The organism is Rhizobium sp. Root708 (genome assembly GCF_001429725.1).
Lineage (GTDB): Bacteria > Pseudomonadota > Alphaproteobacteria > Rhizobiales > Rhizobiaceae > Rhizobium.
The window spans coordinates 1-16,701 of record NZ_LMHV01000026.1 but is presented as its reverse complement, the minus strand read 5'-3'; the positions used below and the strand labels follow the sequence as shown (position 1 = coordinate 16,701).

The following is a 16,701-nucleotide window of genomic DNA, read 5'->3' as shown; positions in this document are numbered from 1 at the left end:
CCTTCGCCTCCTCGCAGGTCGCAGCTCTGACGAAGACGCAGCTCGCAGCACTGAGCACCACTCAGGTTGCATCCATGGGCTCCGACCAGGTCGCCGCCCTCAACAGCTCGCAGATCGCCGGCCTCAGCGCCAAGCAGGTTGCTGCAGTGACGACGGACGCGCTTGTCGGTCTGACCACTAGCCAGGTTGCCTCGCTCTCCAAGGTYCAGGTCGCGGCTCTGACCTCCGGCCAGATCACCTCGCTGGAATCCACCCAGCTCGAAGCCCTGACCAGCAGCCAGGTCGCATCGCTCTCGGCAGCCCAGGTCAAGGCGCTCAGCACCGACGACCTCGCTGCCTTCGCAACCGACGAGATCGCCGCCATCAACGTCAAGTCCCTGTCGGGCCTCGACACCGCAACGGTCACCTCGCTCGCCTCCTCGCAGATCGCAGCCCTSTCCAAGGCTCAGGTCGCAGCACTCTCCACCGGCCAGGTCGCGGCCATGGGCTCCGAACAGGTTGGCGCCCTCTCCTCCGCGCAGATCGCAGGTCTTAGCGCCAAGCAGGTTGCCGCCTTCACCACCGACGCCATCGTCGGCCTGACCACCGAAGGTGTTGCCGCCATCTCCNCCCAGGTCAAGGCGCTCAGCACCGACGACCTCGCTGCCTTCGCAACCGACGAGATCGCCGCCATCAACGTCAAGTCCCTGTCGGGCCTCGACACCGCAACGGTCACCTCGCTCGCCTCCTCGCAGATCGCAGCCCTSTCCAAGGCTCAGGTCGCAGCACTCTCCACCGGCCAGGTCGCGGCCATGGGCTCCGAACAGGTTGGCGCGCTCAACAGCTCGCAGATCGCAGGCCTCAGCGCCAAGCAGGTTGCGTCTCTGACGACGGACGCGCTTGTCGGCCTGACCACCAGCCAGGTTGCCTCGCTCTCCAAGGTCCAGGTCGCGGCTCTGACCTCCGGCCAGATCACCTCGCTGGAATCCACCCAGCTCGAAGCCCTGACCAGCAGCCAGGTCGCATCGCTCTCGGCAACCCAGGTCAAGGCGCTCAGCACCGACGACCTCGCTGCCTTCGCAACCGACGAGATCGCCGCCATCAACGTCAAGTCCCTGTCGGGCCTCGACACCGCACCTCCGCGCAGATCGCAGGTCTTAGCGCCAAGCAGGTTGCCGCCTTCACCACCGACGCCATCGTCGGCCTGACCACCGAAGGTGTTGCCGCCATCTCCAACGCCCAGATCACCGGCCTTACCTCCGGCCAGCTCTCGGCGCTCGACACCTCGCAGATATCAGCCCTGACCAGCAGCCAGGTCAGCGCCCTCAGCGCTACCCAGATCGGATCGCTCTCGACCGACGATATCGCCACCTTCACCACCGACGAAGTGGCCTCCATCGCCGTCAAGTCGCTCTCCGGATTGACCACCGATCAGGTCTCGTCGCTGACAAGCGACAAGGTCGCGGCCCTCAAGACCGCACAGATCGCTGCTCTCTCCACCGATCAGGTCCACCTCCTCGGCTCCTCGCAGATCGCAGGTCTGGCCTCTTCGCAGGTCAGCGCCCTGACCGCCAAGCAGGTTGCCGCCCTGACCACCGATACCGTCGCCGGCCTCAGCACCAACCAGATCACCGGCCTGACCAAGGTCCAGATCGCGGCGCTCACCACCGATCAGGTCGCAGCCTTCGACTCCGCGCAGGTCGACGCCCTGTCGAGCGCACAGATCGCGGCCCTGACCTCCGGTGACCTGGCGGCCATGTCCTCCGACGAGATCGCCACCTTCTCCACCGACGAGATCGCCGCCATCAGCACCGGCGCCCTTGGCGGCCTGCAGACCGACACGCTCTCGACGATGGCCTCCTCGCAGATCGCGGCCCTCACCAAGGCTCAGCTCGCAGCCCTCGGCACCGGTCAGGTCGCCGTCCTCGGCTCCGAGCAGCTGGCAGCGATCAACAGCTCGCAGATCACCGCCCTGACGGCAAAACAGGTCGCGGCTCTGACGACCGACGCGGTTGTCGGCCTCACCTCCGACCAGATCGGCGCGCTGACCGCAACCCAGGTCGCCACGCTGAACTCGGCACAGCTCCAGGCTCTCGACTCCACACAGATCGAAGCCCTCGGCAGCGCCCAGGTCGCGGCTCTCAGCTCCGGTCAGCTGCAGGCGCTGAACTCCGACGATATCGCCTCCTTCTCGACAGACGATATCGCCGCCATCAGCACCAAGGCACTCGCCGGTCTAGGAACCGACATCCTGTCGGGTATGGCCTCCTCGCAGGTCGCTGCCCTCACCAAGACGCAGATTGCATCCCTCTCCACAGGTCAGGTTGCAGCCCTCGTCTCCGCACAGATCAGCGCCATCGACACCGCTCACCTCTCAGCCCTCACCGCCTCTACAGATCGAAGCCCTCGGCAGCGCCCAGGTCGCGGCTCTCAGCTCCGGTCAGCTGCAGGCGCTGAACTCCGACGATATCGCCTCCTTCTCGACAGACGACATCGCCGCCATCAGCACCAAGGCACTCGCCGGTCTCGGTACCGACATCCTGTCGGGTATGGCCTCCTCGCAGGTCGCTGCCCTCACCAAGACGCAGATTGCATCCCTCTCCACAGGTCAGGTTGCAGCCCTCGTCTCCGCACAGATCAGCGCCATCGACACCGCTCACCTCTCAGCCCTCACCGCCTCYCAGGTCGGCGCCCTCACAACCGATGCTCTCTCAGGTCTCGCTTCCAGCCAGATCAGCGCGCTGTCCTCGGTTCAGGTTGGCGGTCTGAAGAGCGATCAGCTGGCTTCGCTCGAAACCGCACAGGTTTCGGCACTGACCAGCAGCCAGATCGCGGTCCTGTCGGCAGCGCAGATCGGCGGTCTCAGCACCGACGATATCGCTACCTTCACGACGGATGAGCTCGCTGCCATCAACACGAAGGCCCTGGCCAGCCTCTCGACCACCACGATCGCCGGACTGGAATCCTCCCAGCTCGTCGCTCTGTCGAAGGCTCAGGTCGCTGCTCTGACGACGACGCAGGTTGCCACCCTGGCCTCCAGCCAGATCGGCTCGCTGACGACCGAACAGGTCGGCGCGCTGACGGCGGCTCAGGTTACCTCGCTGACCACCGACGCCGTCACCGGCCTCGGTAGCGGCCAGGTTGCGGTTCTGACGGCAAACCAGATCGCTGCACTGAGCAGCGGCCAGGTAGAAGCGATGAATTCCGATCAGGTCGCAGCTCTGACGAGCTCGCAGATCGGCTCCCTGAGCTCCAGCCAGCTCGCAGCGATGTCCTCGGACGAAGTTGCGACCTTCCTGACCGACGAGATCGCAGCGATCAGCACGAAGGCTCTGGCCGGACTGTCGACCGACGATATCGCCGGCCTGGGAACCAACCAGCTTGAGGCCTTCACCAGCCAGCAGGTCAGCTCGCTGAACGCCGATCAGGTCGCGGCTCTCATCGCAGCCCGCTACCAGTAATCTGAAATCATGCGGCGCGGAGAAATCCGCGCCGCATCCTCTTTTGCGACGAACCTTCCACACCTCTGCTTCCCCTGCCCCAGCGGCACTTTCCGCCAGGCGGCATCCAGTTCCAGGCAAGCTATCCGCAGTAGCTAAATAAGCGCACACCGCTCCATTTTACCTACTCCCGACCGACTCGGTCGTCTTGCCGCAGGATGTCCATGAACGCCAATCACGCACATACCCAGAATCAGATTCCTGCCGCCTCCGGTGCCGTGGAACTTGCCCGTAGCCAGCGACTGTCCCTCGTGGATCTGCTGCATATCGCAGAGACGCTGGGCGCGGCCGGGCAACATGCCGCCGCCGCCGATCTCTACAAGAACTGGGTCGCCTTCAACGACAGCAATCCCGCCGTTCATCTCGTCTACTTCAACTACGCGGTTGCGCTGACGCAAGCCGGCGATCGCGCCGCCGCCATCCAGGCGCTGCGAACCTGCCTGAAGTTCAATCCGCAGTTCGGTCCGGCACACGTTAACCTCGGCCGCGCGCTTGAGGACTTCGGTCAGATCGGCGCTGCCGTCGAGCAATGGCGCCAGTACGCCGACGCCACCTCGCAGATTACGCCGGACGGCCTCAATCATCGCCATATGGTCCTGCAGAACATCGGTCGCGTCCTCGAAGGCGCCGGCAAGCTTGAAGAGGCGGAAACCGCACTGCTGCAGGCCTTCTCTCTGCAGCCCGAACACGCCGAAGCCGGCCAGCACTGGGCATCGCTGCGGCAGCGCCAGTGCAAGTGGCCGATCCTCGCGCCGTCGGCGCATATTCCGGCTCGCAAGATGCTCGATGCGATGTCTTCGCTGACGCTGAGCTGCTATTCCGACGACCCGATGTTCCAACTGGCCAAGGCCTACCGCTACAACAAGACGCTCGTCGGCAGCCGGCCTGATCTCAGCCGCTTTCCACGCCGGACGGCGAAGGCAAAGGTCGGGACAGGCAAGCCCTTGCGCGTCGGCTACCTTTCCTCGGATCTTCGTGACCACGCCGTCGGCTTCGCGCTCTGCGAAGTTCTTGAGCTACACGACAAGAGCAGCGTCGAAATCTTCGGCTATTACTGCGGCGACGTGCGCACGAGCGATTCGACGCAGGAGCGGATCAAGAACGCCGTGCATTGCTGGCGCGACATCCACGATGTCGACGATGTCGCGGCTGCCACTCAGATCATCGCCGACGAGATCGACATCCTGATCGACGTGAACGGCTACACCAAGCATGCCCGCACGAAGATCTTCGCCTATCGTCCGGCGCCGATCATCGTGAACTTCTGCGGCTATCCCGGCTCGATGGCGAGCCCGTTCCACCAGTATCTGATCACCGACAACCATATCGTTCCGCCCGAGAACGAGATCTATTACACCGAGAAGGTCCTGCGGATCGCCTGCGATCAGCCGCTTGACCGCAAGCGCACGATTGCCCCGCGGCCAACCCGCGCCGAAGTCGGCCTGCCCGACGATGCATTCGTCTACGCCAGCTTCAACGGCATGCAGAAGATCACGGCCGAATGCTTCGGCCGCTGGATGAAGATCCTCGCCGCGACGCCCGGCAGTCTCCTGTGGCTGCTGACGGGGGACGAAGTTGCGAACGAGCGCCTGCGCCAGACCGCCGAGAAGAGCGGTATCGCGCCCGAGCGGCTCATCTTCGCGCCGAAGGCGACGAACCCGAACCATCTTGCGCGTATCGGGCTCGCCGATCTGTTCCTCGACACCTTCCCCTATGGCGCGCATTCGACGGCCGCCGACGCCATCACGTCGGGCCTTCCGATCCTTACCGTGCCGGGCAAGACCTTCGCGGCCCGCTTCTGCGCCAGCATCGTCGCGGCCGCCGGTATCCCGGAGATGATCTGCGCGACGCCGGACGAATACGTTGCCCGCGCCATCGCCTTCGAGCGGGACCGCAAGGGCCTCGCCGATGTCAGGGCCTCGCTCGAGCGCCAGCGCGAAACCAGCGTGCTCCGCGATATCCCGGCACTTGCCCGTCGCCTCGAAGAACTCTTCTGGCAGATGCAGGGCGAAGGCGAACGCGGCGAAATCCCGGTGCCTGACCTCACCAATCTCGACATCTACTACGAGATCGGTGCGGAGATCGCGCTCGAGAATATTGAGTTCGAGAACGAGCAGGCACACAGGCAGCGCTACATCGACAAGCTTGCGAAGTGGCACGACTACTCGCCGATCGCCCGCGACAAGCGGCTGTGGCCCGAACCGGGCTCACGCGCGAAATAATCGGGCGGCGCCGCAAGTCGGATCGGATTGATCGACTTGCGGCTTACGCTTCACGCGACAGTATCGGCTGTCGGAAGAAGCGGCGCCGAGGGAAAGCCGGATCAGGGGTTAGGGCGATCACGCCGCGCACGATCCGGATGGGGAAACACCAGACAGGATCAGTTTTGCAATGTCAGTGAAGGAAAAGATCGTCATTGTCGGCGCCGGGCTTTCCGGGGCCGTCATCGGACGCGAGCTTGCGCTCGCGGGTTATGAAGTCGAGATCATCGATTCCCGCAAGCACATCGCCGGCAACTGCCATACCGAGCGCGATGCCGAGACGGGTGTGATGATCCACATCTACGGACCTCACATCTTCCACACCGACGATTCGGAAGTGTGGGACTACGTGAACAGTTTCCAGACCTTCATGCCGTACAAGAACCGTGTGAAGACCACGAGCGGCGAGCAAGTCTATTCGCTCCCGGTCAACCTGCACACGATCAATCAGTTCTTCGGCAAGACGTTCCGGCCCGACGAGGCCCGTGCATTCATCGACGAGAAGGCCGACAAGTCGATCGCCGATCCGCAGACCTTCGAGGAGCAGGCCATGCGCTTCGTCGGCAAGGATTTGTACGAGGCCTTCTTCAAAGGCTACACCCAGAAGCAATGGGGCTGCTCGCCGACCGATCTGCCGGCCTCGATCCTGAAGCGTCTGCCGGTGCGCTTCAACTACGACGACAACTACTTCTTCCACAAATATCAGGGCATGCCGGAGAACGGTTACACCGACATGATCGACCGTATTCTCGATCATCCGAACATCACCGTGAAGCTGGAGACGCAGTTTCATCGCAGCGAGGGCCCAGACGCCGGGCACGTCTTCTATTCGGGCCCGCTCGACGGCTACTTCGACTTCGAACTCGGCCGACTGGCTTACCGGACCTTGGACTTCGAGCGTTTCAGCTATCAGGGCGACTATCAGGGCTGCGCCGTCATGAACTACGGCGACGTCGAGGTGCCTTTCACCCGCATCACCGAACACAAGCACTTCTCGCCGTGGGAAGAGCATGCCGGCTCGGTCTGCTATCGCGAATTCTCGCGCGAATGCGGCCCGCAGGACATCCCCTACTATCCGGTGCGGCTTGTCGAGGATAAGGCTCAGCTGGCGGAATATGTCACCCGCGCCGAGCAGGAAGCGTCGGTAACCTTCGTCGGTCGCCTCGGTACCTATCGCTACCTCGATATGGACGTGACGATCCGCGAGGCGCTCGACACCGCCCGTCTCTACCTCGCAAAGATCGCGGAAGGCAGCAAGATGCCGGCCTTCCTGCACTCTCCGGTGTAAGATCAGGCATTGCCATTGACGCCGGGAAGCGGTTCGCCGCTCCCGGCGTCTGGCGTTCAGGCATCATATGCCTTCGTCGCGAATATCCCGTCGCGCACGTCGACGCCGAAAATGGGATGTAACATCCCTGTCGTTACTGTAACGTACTTTCGTTCGTCGCAGCCGCCTCCTAAGGATGGCCCGCTTCAATGAGGGGATCGAAAACGTGATAGCAGCCCGGGCTCTTCGGAGGCTAGCGCCACTTCTTGCCGCCGTTTTTCTGACGGCATGCGGCCATCCAACCGGTGTCATGGAACCGGTCCAACTGACCGCGGCTACCCCAAAGACCACACAGGTCGATATGCTGGTCGCGACGACGCGAGAGCCATCGGGCGACCCGACGACGCTTTTCAACGGCGAACGCAGCCCGAAGCCCTACCTGACCGATGTTGCCGTCTCGATCCCGCCCAAGCGCGAATCCGGCACGGTCCAATGGCCAAAGCGGCTGCCACCGAACCCGGCCACGGATTTTGCCGTCACCCGCGTCAAGCAGATCGCGACCTTGCCGGAAGGCCGGGCCTGGTTCCGCACCCACAGCGAAGGCGGACGCGCGCTGGTCTTCGTGCACGGCTTCAACAATAAGTACGAGGACTCCGTCTTCCGCCTCGCCCAGATCGTCCACGACAGCGGCATGCAGGCAACACCGATCCTTTTCACCTGGCCGTCCCGCGCTCAGCTGACCGCCTACGAATACGACAAGGAAAGCACCAACTATTCGCGCACGGCCCTGGAGCAGACGCTGCGAACACTCGCACAGGATCCTGAGGTCAAGGACATCACCATCCTCGCCCATTCGATGGGCACGTGGCTGGCGATGGAATCGCTCCGGCAGATGGGGATCCGCGACGGTCGCGTCAATTCGAAGATCCAAAACGTGATCCTCGCCTCGCCCGATATCGATATTCAGGTCTTCGCGAAGCAGTATGCCGAAATGGGAACGCCGCATCCGAAGTTCACCATTTTCGTCTCGCAGGACGACAAGGCGCTTGCGGTATCCAGTTTCATTACCGGCAAGGTTTCTCGCCTCGGCGCGATCGATCCGACCGTCGAGCCGTATCGAACCAAGCTCGAGGAAGCCGGCATCACCGCAATCGATCTGACCAAGGTAAAGGGCGGGGACAGGCTCAACCACGGCAAGTTCGCCGAGAGCCCCGAGATCGTTCAGTTGATCGGCCAGCGCCTGATCGCCGGACAACCACTGACGGATTCCAACGTGACGCTCGGACAGGGCCTGACCGCCGTTGTCGGCGGCACGGTGACCACGATCGGCAACGTCACGGCAACGGCTGTCGCCGCCCCCGTCACGATCATCGAACAGCCGCTGCAGCTTCGGAAAAAGCCCAAGAAGGCAGACGAAACACTTCAGGGCGATCTCGTGCCTCAACCTCTGACACAATAAGCCGCATCGCTGCCATTGCGGCATCGATCGGCCTTTCGAACACGACATTCCCGCGGTCGTAGCCACGCTCTTTTGGCACGGCGAACCGCGCCACATTCAGCATGCCATTCAAGACGGAAGCGGAAAGGAAAGCAGAAATGTCGGAACTCGTAGTCATCGGCTTCGATGCAATGGACGAAGCGGACAAGGTGCTGGTTAAGCTCGCCGGCCTGAAGAAGGAATATCTGGTCGATCTCGAGGATGCCGTGGTTGTCGTGCGCGACGAGACGGGCAAGGTTCATCTCAAGCAGAGCATGAACCTGACGGCAATCGGCGCGACGTCGGGCCTGCTGTCGGGATCGATATGGGGCGGTCTCGTGGGGCTACTCTTCCTCAACCCCCTCGCCGGCTTTGCAATCGGCGGGCTGGTGGGAGCGGGCGCCGGCGCGATCTCGGGCTCGCTTGCCGACTACGGCATCGACGACGAGTTCATCAAGTCGCTCGGCTCGACCATTCCGAACTCATCCTCGGCGCTTTTCGTGCTTATCCGCAAGGTCCAGCCTGAAAAGGTCATGGCCGAGTTCGAAGGACTGCGCGGACGCGTTCTCAAGACCTCGCTCGCACCCGAACAGGAAGAACGGCTGAGAAAGGCGCTCTCCGGAGCAACCGCTGCACCGTGAAGGAAGACCTGTACGCTGACTCAGCGGGCACAATAGCCTTCAATCGCTACCGTCGCGCGCCTCGATATGGGCACGCGACTTCCTATCGCGGCGCGGTCAATCGAAACGCAGCTTTGTTTTCTGCTGTCCCGCTTCATCGAAGTTGTCAGGGCTCAACCAGGCTTCATAGGCGACCTTGAGGCGCGGCCAATCCGCATCGATGATCGCAAACCAGGCAGTATCGCGGTTCTTCCCCTTTGCTACCATGTGCTGGCGGAAAACGCCTTCGAAGCTGAAGCCGAAGCGAAGTGCTGCCCGCTTCGACGGTTCGTTGAGATCGTTGCATTTCCATTCGAAGCGCCGGTAGCCCAGCGTGTCGAATGCGTGGCTGGCAAACAGGTAGAGAGCTTCGGTGGTAACGCGACTGCGGGCGATGGCCGGCCCCCAGAGAATGCTGCCGATCTCGATGACGCCATGGGCGGCATCGATCCGCATGAGTGCCTGTCGTCCCTCTGCCCGACCGGTCCTCTTGTCGATGACCGCGAAGAACATCGGATCCGGCGACGTGGCGGCCTTTTCGAGCCATGGCATGAACGCGGCCATATCGGCCGGCGCCTCCTCGAAGAGATACCGGAAACGATCGTCCGCGCCCGGCTGCTGAGCGGAGGCAAACAGATCGGCCCCATGCTTGGCGGCATCGAGCGGTTCCAGCCGCGCGTAACGGCCTTCGATGACGATCGGATCGGGGCGCGGGACGCCGTTCCAGTGCGAGAGTTCCATTGTCATTCCTCATCAGGTGCTCGGTAGGGCAAGCGCGCCGCGCCAGTTCCACCACCAACTCCTCTCTGCTACAGAAGAGGTATGCTATCCACGTCCACTTTATCTATTTTTGGCAAACCACTTTGAAAGCTGTGAGCCCAAGCAACCCGCCTGCCTGGCTATCCCTGGATCGTGATGCAGGCGATCTGGAGGGACAGGTCTATCGCGGCATAAGGGACCGCATCCTCGGTGGACAGATCGGACCGGGACACCGCGTACCCCCGACGCGCGGGCTGGCCTCGTCGCTCGGCATTGCGCGTTCGACCGTTGTCGGCGCTTATGAACGGCTGAAAGCCGAAGGCTTCCTGGAGGCGGCAACAGGCTCCTGTTGTCGCGTCGCGGCGCTCTCCATGTCGGCCGTGACGCCACCCCGCGAAAGACCGGCGTCTGCTTCGGCGGCGGCCCCCCGATCCCATCTCATGATGCTCCAGCCGGGCGTTCCGGATCTCGAAGACTTCCCACGGGCGACCTGGGCCCGATACCTCGGCAGTCGTGCGAGAAGCATGAGGGTCCTCGAACTAGGCTACGAAGATGCCGGCGGCGCGGCGAACCTGCGAGAGGCGATCGTTGAACATCTCTCGGCGATCCGCGGTGTCGTCGCCCACCCCGACCAGGTCGTGATCCTGCCCTCGACGCGAGCCGCCATCGATCTGCTGGCCTTCCTCCAGTTGCGCGCATCCGGCAACAGCGTCGCATGGGTGGAGGAACCGGGCTATGCCTCCGCTAAAGCCCTTCTGACGGCGGCCGGCGCACGGATCGTCCCCGTCCCTTGCGACGAGGCGGGCATTGACGTCACCCGTGCAGAAGGCCTGCCGCCCGGCCTCATCTATGTCACGCCGTCGCATCAATACCCGACCGGAGCGACGATGAGCCTTCAGCGGCGGCTTGCGCTACTGGAATTGGCGCACAAGAGCGGCGCGCTCATCCTCGAGGACGACTACGACAGCGATTTCCAGTATGGCTCCAGACCGATCGCGGCGCTGCAGGGCATCGATCGCCATGCAACGGTCGCCTATCTCGGGACCTTTTCGAAGATCCTTGCCCCCGGCATTCGTGTTGCCTATGCCGTACTGCCACGCTGGCTGTTGTCGCAGGCCGTGGAAACGCTGCGGCTTCGCGGAATTGGCGTGCCGGTTCACATCCAGGCTGCCCTTGCGGATTTCATTCGCGACGGTCGGTTGCGAGCCTATCTCCGGCAGAGGAACACGCGTTATGCCGAGCGCATGCAAGCGACGCGGGAGGCGTTAAGCAACCGTTGCGGCCACCTCATTTCGCTGGAAACCGGCTCCGGCGGTCTCCAGCTCGCCAGCTGGTTTCATGACCAGAGCACGGATGACACGACCGTCGTCAGGAAGCTGCACGACAAGGGCATTGCCCCGCAGGCCATGTCACGCTTCTTCGAGGGCCGCGCTCGTTCCGGCCTGCTGTTCGGCATCGCCCGTTCCTTGCCGGAGAGTGCCGAAAAGGTCGCGCAGACGATCGCGGATGTGTTGGCGAAGGGTTGAGGTGGCGTAGTCCCTAGATGCCGGGGAGCATCGTGAAGAGTTCCTGCGCGCGATTGACGCCGCGAAGAACGTGCTGGCCGATCGACAGAAGACTATCCATCTGCGTCGGCGGCACGATGGCCGCGAAACTGGCGGACATCAGCACCTGGCGCTGCAGCGAACGACAGAGCGAAACGATGCGGCTCACCTCATTCACGGCAGGGCCGATGACCGTGAAGTCGAGACGATCCTTGCTGCCGATGTTGCCGTAGAAAACGTCGCCCATATGCAGGCCGAGATAGACATCCGTGAACGGCCGCCCCTCGATCCGACGCCGGGCCGTGAGATCGGACAGGCGCCTGTCGAGCAGCGCACGCGCCGTCAGCGCGGCGGCACAGGCTTCGCTCGGCTTTTGTCCCTTGAAGATTGCCAGGGTGCCGTCGCCCATCAGCTTCAGAACTTCGCCGCCGGCTTCCTGGATCGAGGAGATGACCGCGTCGGCGTAGTCGTTGAGCATCGGAATGATCTCTTCGGAATCCACGGTGTCAGAAATATGGGTGAAGTTCGCCAGATCCGAGAACCAGAGTGCGGCCGAGATGCGGTCGCTTCGCCCACGCGTGATCTTGCCGTGCAGAACCTGATCGGCGGCGTCCTGGCCGAGATAGACCTTGGCGATCGTGCCTGCAACGCCGCTGAGCGTGACGCACTTCACCGCCAGCGCGAGACAGAGCAGCAACTCACGCAGCGAAGCAAGATCGCCATCGCTGAAGCCTCCCTGAGAGCGCGTCGCGAAATGCGAGAAGAAGCAGTCGATGTCACCGATCGATCCACCCTCGCCGAAGCGGTGTGCCATCGCGATGAAATCGGTGTAACCTTCGTTCTTCAGCTCCTGCAAGAGGTAGAAATCGGCCGGCGCTCCCGAGCCGAAGCTGCGACGCAGTTCGCTTGCGCCGCTCGTCTCGAGCTCATGGAACGCCGAACGCAGCCAGTTGTCGGCAAACTCGCCGGGATTGGCCAGTTCGTATTGCGAGACCCGTTCGACGATGCGGGTGCTGTCCCAGCGAAAGGCGCGGCGATCGTCCACGATTGTCTCCTTGGTCCCGAGCGTCCCTTTGTGTGTGAGGCGTGCCTGGCTATATTGGCAGGCTCGCCTGCGCACCCGCCCAGACGAGGGACGCTCGGAACGGGAGCTTGAAAGCAGGCGACCTTTATGGTCGCCGCTGGATCATTCGGTGATGGTCACGCTTGCCGTGCGGCCGGCGACAAGCGCCGTCCCTTCAGGCAGATCGTCGAGGGCAACACGCACCGGCACGCGCTGCGCAAGCCGAACCCAGGTGAAGGTCGGATTGACGTTTGCGAGCTGAGCGGCGGTATCGCTGCGCTCGCGGTCCTCTATGCCACCGGCAACGCCGGCAACATGGCCCTTGAGCGGTGTCTTGCTGCCCATCAGATAGACGAGAGCGTCATCACCGACCTTGATGCGATCGAGCTTGTTTTCCTCGAAGTAGCCGGAGATGTAGTAGGAATCGCTGTCGATCAGCGCAGTCACGGCACTGCCCGCCGTCACGTAATTGCCGGGCCGCATCGAGAAGTTCGTGAGTATGCCGTTGACTGGCGCACGAACGACGGATCGATCCAGATTGAGCTGGGCGGTATCACGGCTGACGACGGCCTGGTGATAGGTGGCCTGATCCTGCTGGACAGTGGTCTCGGCCTGCTGGATCTTCTGGCGGGTCACGGAACTCTCGCCGAGCTTGCGGTAGAGATCGAGGTCACTGTTGGCCATATCGAGCGCCGCCTTGGCGCTTTCCATCTGCGCTTCGGCCTGCCGCAGAGCGAGCTCGAAACGAGCCTGGTCGATGCGGAAGATCACATCACCCTTGCGGACAGCCTGATTGTCGGCGGCATCGACTTCGCTGACGATGCCCGAGACATCGGAGGCGATACGCACCACGTCGGCGCGCACCTTGCCGTCCCGCGTCCAGGGCTCATCCATGTAGTAGTCCCAAAGATGCCAGCCAAGGACACCGGCCAGCGCAACGACAGCGCCAGTGACCAGGAAACGGCCGGAGTATGCGAGAAGCGATTTCATAACGACACCTTATTGAGATAGAGGGCCAGCGCACCGAGCAGGCAGAAATACATTGCCGTATCGAAGAGCGGCCGATGCCAGACGAGGCGATAGAAACCGGCATGGGCCAGCACGCGCCTCAGGATGGCATTGAGGACAAAAGCGATAACGGCGATGGCGCCGAGCGTGGGGATGAAGACGCCATAAAGATCGATTTCCGGTCTCATGCTGCGTTCTCCTTTACGATGTGGAGGCCTGCCTTGGTGCCGATGGTCGGCAACGCTGCGGCGGCATCCGGATAAAGACTGTAGCGAAGCGCCGTGATCGCACGGCATGCGCCTTCCACGGCGGACGACTTCGCAAGGCCGATCAGCTGCATCAGCGCCTGATCGAGCGCATCGAGCAGACCTTCGCCAGGCTGCGCATCGCGCTGCTTCTGCTTGCGCTGATAATGGGCGGCGACGCCCGAGAGGACGTTGTCGATGGCGTCGCGCTTGTCGACCGATAGCAACTGGCGATGCCGCTGCAGTTCCATCGTGTTCAGACCGTTGCGCAGATCGCGCAGGATATCGGTCTGGGCGACGGCCGACTCCGCCGGGACCGTCGCCAGACGCGGTGCGACAAGCCCGAAACGGTCGACCATGCGATAGAGGAGCTTGGCGAAATCGGGACCATCAGCCTTGCGTGCGACCGCCACGATATCGGCCCAGCCGGAACGCAGAACCCGATACGCCGTCCATTCGGCGCCGACGGAGCGAACCAGCGCGGTCGTTCCGCAAGCGACGATCATGCCGACAATCATCGCCAAGTTCGAGTTGAGGAAGGATGCGAGATCGAGATTGAGGCGATCCTGCAGGCTCAGCATGTTCGGAAGGTTCACGCAGAAACCCATCCCATAGAGGGCAAGGCTTGGCCGCGTCATCAAGAGACCGGCCGGAACCAGCATCAGGCCGAGCGCCGCCGCAAGCGGAACGTAGCCATGCACAAGCGGCATCAGGCCATACTCGAAGATGAAGGCCGCAACGACAGTGACGATCGCGACGTAGAGAAATTTCAGCATCATCGGCGCCGGATCGTCCATCGTCGAGAAGATGCAGCAGAGCACGCCGGCCATCATCGCCGCGGCACTTCCCTGCGGCCAGCCGGTGTAGATCCAGATGCCCGTCGCAACGAATGTCGCAAGCATCACCGAGAGGCCGGAATGGATCGCCATCCCGTAGTCCTTGTGGATCGGTGTATGATCGAAAAGAGTACCGAAACGCTTCCAGCGCAGGTCATGCCGCGTGCCGGATTCGATATCCTGGCGCAGCGTCAGGCAGTCACCCCAGATCTGCAGCAGATCGCGCAGGCGAGCCGTGAAGTTGTGAGCAAGCAACCCGCTCCATTCCTGCAGCTCGCGACCCTCCTCTTCGGCGGTATCCATCAGCGCCAGCAGCTGCTGCCGCTCGTCTTCGCTGAGTGCGGTCTTGGCGGTGAGAAATACTGTGACGCGCTCGATCAGTTCGTTGACCGCCGGCGTCAGCTTGCCTTCCGTCGCCGTGTCGAAGGCATGGAGCACATCGGAAAGCCCGGAAACGATCGGCAGCATCGCAACCATGCGATGCTGCAGCGTTCTGGCGCGGCCGACCATATCGCGCAGATCGGAGGTATCGTAGGCGACATGCGTGGTGAAGCTGTGCAGATCGACGGCATCGGCGGCAAGGCGGCGCGCGGCGGCCTGAAGCGCGGGCTCACGCCCCTTCCCCTTCAGCGTGCCGATCGCCAGCTCGGCGCCGTCCTTCAGCCAGGCATCGATACGGGCCGACAGCACCGGACCGGCATGACGCGGAAAAAAGATGCGATTGACGACGGCAGCGCAGATGATCCCGAGCGCAATTTCCTCGACGCGGGCCGTCGCATAAGTGAACGCCGTATCCGGGCTCGCAACGATCGGAAAGCCGGTGAGCGCGGTCGTATATCCGGCCAGCATGAAGGTATAGCTGCGCGGCGTGCGGTCGAGCAGACTGACCCCGAGGCAGAATGCCATCCAAAGAGCGATGGCAAGCGTCAGCATCTCGGGCGAGCTGACGAGATTGGGTATCATGATGACGGTCATGGTGCCGCCGAGCGCGGTCCCGATCAGTCGGTAGATCGCCTTGGAGGTGCTGGCACCTGACAGCGGATGCGCAACGATATAGACGGTGCCGACGGCCCAATAAGGGTTCGTCAGGTCGAAGCAGAGCGCGATCAGAAGCGCGAGCATCGCTGCGGCAAAGGTTTTCAGGGAGAAAACAACGTCACCCACGGTCGGGGTGACGGCATTCTGGCTATTCTTCATTGTCCTGCATTCCGGTTAGGGCCGCGGTCTTGTCCGCGATGGCGCGCAGAACCACCAGAGCGGCTTCGACCTTGTCCGGATCGATGTCGCCAAGGATTTGCTCTCGCAGCTCTGCCGCACAGCTTTCGGCGCGCTCGGCGACCGCTGTGCCCCCTCCGGTGAGTTGCACCAGCTTGATCCGTCTGTCGGTCTCATCGGGGACCCGGCAGATCAAGCCGTCATTCTCCAAACTGTCCAGCACGCGAACAAGCGTCGGCCCTTCCACCCCGACGCGCTCGGCGAGCACATTTTGCGGGATCCGATCGCCATGGCGCAGCAGTGTGATCAGCGGCGCGGCGCTGGCATCGGAAAGCTTGTGCTCGGTCAAAACGGCGTTCAACGCCCGGCGCCATCCGCGCCCGCAGATCATCAGCAAAGGCGCAAACTCGGCCCACGTTTTGTTCATTTGTTTGGTCATGAAATTAGATAACATCCTATCGATTAGAATTCAATGGTATTCATCCGTCGCCGGCCGACTTTAGTTAGCAAAGCCTTTCGATTTGGCAAAAGCGGGCGGCGGAAGGGAAATATTAACCATGATCGGAAATGCTTCGTTAGTGAATCGCCTGAGATCGACGGAGACCCAATGCGCAAATACGCAGCCCTCGCCGCACTATCTGTTCTCGCGGGCTGCGTGAGCGGTCCGGATCACGTTCCTCCGGAGATGCCGCTTCCGGCCAAGTTCAAGGAAGGCGGCACGAAGAGCGACGGCGACGTTGCGATGGCCACCTGGTGGACGGCCTATCGTGACACGCGCCTGAACGGTCTCGTTGGCCAGGGCCTGAATGAGAACCTGTCGATCCAGCAGTCGCTGGAGCGCATCAATGCGGCAGCGTCGAACGTGACGGTTGCCGGCGCCGGCTCGCT

Annotated in this window: 14 protein-coding genes and 4 pseudogenes; 11 read left to right on the top strand and 7 right to left on the bottom strand. The window is 62.7% G+C overall.

Translation table 11 applies throughout. The features are described from left to right. Positions 1-26 precede the first annotated feature (26 nt). The 3 genes and pseudogenes from ASE04_RS32245 to ASE04_RS32235 all read left to right on the top strand — a co-directional run. Positions 27-608: pseudogene (locus tag ASE04_RS32245) on the top strand (beta strand repeat-containing protein); the annotation flags it as partial. 54 nt (positions 609-662) lie between these two features. Beyond that, positions 663-1,187, top strand: a complete 525-nt coding sequence (locus ASE04_RS32240) for a hypothetical protein (RefSeq protein ID WP_443216876.1) — start codon at positions 663-665, stop codon at positions 1,185-1,187. After that, positions 1,127-1,258, top strand: a pseudogene (locus ASE04_RS32235) (hypothetical protein); the annotation flags it as partial. The gene ASE04_RS32240 and the pseudogene ASE04_RS32235, both read left to right, overlap by 61 nt. 15 nt (positions 1,259-1,273) lie before the next feature. Here ASE04_RS32235 and ASE04_RS31020 read toward each other — a convergent pair. Beyond that, the gene (locus ASE04_RS31020; RefSeq protein WP_056819228.1) at positions 1,274-1,492 is read right to left on the bottom strand and encodes a hypothetical protein; all 219 of its coding nucleotides are present in this window, start codon (positions 1,490-1,492) and stop codon (positions 1,274-1,276) included. On the opposite strand from ASE04_RS31020, the pseudogene ASE04_RS32230 reads away from it, so the two are divergent. From ASE04_RS32230 to ASE04_RS16670, 6 genes and pseudogenes are all read left to right on the top strand, one after another. Further along, a pseudogene (locus ASE04_RS32230) lies at positions 1,400-2,257 on the top strand (beta strand repeat-containing protein); the annotation flags it as partial. The gene ASE04_RS31020 and the pseudogene ASE04_RS32230 sit on opposite strands and share 93 nt — an antisense overlap. A 22-nt stretch (positions 2,258-2,279) precedes the next feature. Next, the gene (locus ASE04_RS31010; protein ID WP_162260533.1) at positions 2,280-3,440 is read left to right on the top strand and encodes a hypothetical protein; all 1,161 of its coding nucleotides are present in this window, start codon (positions 2,280-2,282) and stop codon (positions 3,438-3,440) included. Positions 3,441-3,643: 203 nt separating this feature from the next. Beyond that, the gene (locus ASE04_RS16685; RefSeq protein ID WP_082597384.1) at positions 3,644-5,701 is read left to right on the top strand and encodes an O-linked N-acetylglucosamine transferase, SPINDLY family protein; all 2,058 of its coding nucleotides are present in this window, start codon (positions 3,644-3,646) and stop codon (positions 5,699-5,701) included. 169 nt (positions 5,702-5,870) lie between these two features. Beyond that, positions 5,871-7,028 carry a UDP-galactopyranose mutase gene (gene glf / locus ASE04_RS16680; RefSeq protein WP_056819222.1) on the top strand — a complete coding sequence of 386 codons (1,158 nt, stop codon included), beginning with the start codon at positions 5,871-5,873 and terminating at the stop codon, positions 7,026-7,028. Positions 7,029-7,317: 289 nt separating this feature from the next. Next, the gene (locus tag ASE04_RS16675; protein ID WP_056819231.1) at positions 7,318-8,466 is read left to right on the top strand and encodes an alpha/beta hydrolase; all 1,149 of its coding nucleotides are present in this window, start codon (positions 7,318-7,320) and stop codon (positions 8,464-8,466) included. A 137-nt stretch (positions 8,467-8,603) separates the two neighbouring features. Then, on the top strand, positions 8,604-9,125 hold the full coding sequence (locus ASE04_RS16670) for a DUF1269 domain-containing protein (RefSeq protein ID WP_056819230.1): 522 nt from the start codon (positions 8,604-8,606) through the stop codon (positions 9,123-9,125). A gap of 96 nt (positions 9,126-9,221) precedes the next feature. Here ASE04_RS16670 and ASE04_RS16665 read toward each other — a convergent pair whose 3' ends face one another. Next, positions 9,222-9,884, bottom strand: a complete 663-nt coding sequence (locus ASE04_RS16665) for a GNAT family N-acetyltransferase (protein ID WP_056819220.1) — start codon at positions 9,882-9,884, stop codon at positions 9,222-9,224. A gap of 131 nt (positions 9,885-10,015) precedes the next feature. Here ASE04_RS16665 and pdxR point away from each other — a divergent pair, with 131 nt between their 5' ends. Next, positions 10,016-11,428, top strand: coding sequence for a MocR-like pyridoxine biosynthesis transcription factor PdxR (gene pdxR / locus ASE04_RS16660; protein WP_056819229.1), 1,413 nt, complete (start codon positions 10,016-10,018; stop codon positions 11,426-11,428). A 13-nt stretch (positions 11,429-11,441) separates the two neighbouring features. Here pdxR and ASE04_RS16655 read toward each other — a convergent pair whose 3' ends face one another. The 5 genes from ASE04_RS16655 to ASE04_RS16635 form a co-directional block, all read right to left on the bottom strand. Then, positions 11,442-12,491: an adenylate/guanylate cyclase domain-containing protein gene (locus tag ASE04_RS16655; RefSeq protein ID WP_244490445.1), complete on the bottom strand. Its 1,050-nt coding sequence runs from the start codon at positions 12,489-12,491 to the stop codon at positions 11,442-11,444. A 141-nt stretch (positions 12,492-12,632) separates the two neighbouring features. After that, positions 12,633-13,499, bottom strand: a complete 867-nt coding sequence (locus ASE04_RS16650; protein ID WP_056819217.1) for an efflux RND transporter periplasmic adaptor subunit — start codon at positions 13,497-13,499, stop codon at positions 12,633-12,635. Then, a complete protein-coding gene (locus tag ASE04_RS16645) occupies positions 13,496-13,705 on the bottom strand; it encodes a DUF1656 domain-containing protein (RefSeq protein ID WP_056819215.1) in 210 nt (69 codons plus the stop codon). The genes ASE04_RS16650 and ASE04_RS16645 overlap by 4 nt, the downstream gene beginning before the upstream one ends. Then, positions 13,702-15,795 (bottom strand): FUSC family protein, encoded by a 2,094-nt coding sequence (locus ASE04_RS16640; protein WP_056819213.1) that lies wholly within the window; start codon positions 15,793-15,795, stop codon positions 13,702-13,704. The genes ASE04_RS16645 and ASE04_RS16640 overlap by 4 nt, the downstream gene beginning before the upstream one ends. Beyond that, positions 15,785-16,240, bottom strand: coding sequence for a MarR family winged helix-turn-helix transcriptional regulator (locus ASE04_RS16635; protein WP_156408826.1), 456 nt, complete (start codon positions 16,238-16,240; stop codon positions 15,785-15,787). The genes ASE04_RS16640 and ASE04_RS16635 overlap by 11 nt, the downstream gene beginning before the upstream one ends. Before the next feature lie 180 nt (positions 16,241-16,420). On the opposite strand from ASE04_RS16635, the pseudogene ASE04_RS16630 reads away from it, so the two are divergent. Then, positions 16,421-16,701: pseudogene (locus tag ASE04_RS16630) on the top strand (efflux transporter outer membrane subunit); the annotation flags it as partial.

Coding starts and splice junctions, on each gene's coding strand:
- ASE04_RS16675 (WP_056819231.1), top strand. CDS start 7,318: ATGGAACCGGTCCAACTGACCGCGGCTACCCCAAAGACCACACAGGTC.
- ASE04_RS16665 (WP_056819220.1), bottom strand. CDS start 9,884: ATGGAACTCTCGCACTGGAACGGCGTCCCGCGCCCCGATCCGATCGTC.
- ASE04_RS16635 (WP_156408826.1), bottom strand. CDS start 16,240: ATGAACAAAACGTGGGCCGAGTTTGCGCCTTTGCTGATGATCTGCGGG.
- ASE04_RS16685 (WP_082597384.1), top strand. CDS start 3,644: ATGAACGCCAATCACGCACATACCCAGAATCAGATTCCTGCCGCCTCC.
- glf (WP_056819222.1), top strand. CDS start 5,871: ATGTCAGTGAAGGAAAAGATCGTCATTGTCGGCGCCGGGCTTTCCGGG.
- ASE04_RS16645 (WP_056819215.1), bottom strand. CDS start 13,705: ATGAGACCGGAAATCGATCTTTATGGCGTCTTCATCCCCACGCTCGGC.
- ASE04_RS16670 (WP_056819230.1), top strand. CDS start 8,604: ATGTCGGAACTCGTAGTCATCGGCTTCGATGCAATGGACGAAGCGGAC.
- ASE04_RS16650 (WP_056819217.1), bottom strand. CDS start 13,499: ATGAAATCGCTTCTCGCATACTCCGGCCGTTTCCTGGTCACTGGCGCT.
- ASE04_RS16640 (WP_056819213.1), bottom strand. CDS start 15,795: ATGAAGAATAGCCAGAATGCCGTCACCCCGACCGTGGGTGACGTTGTT.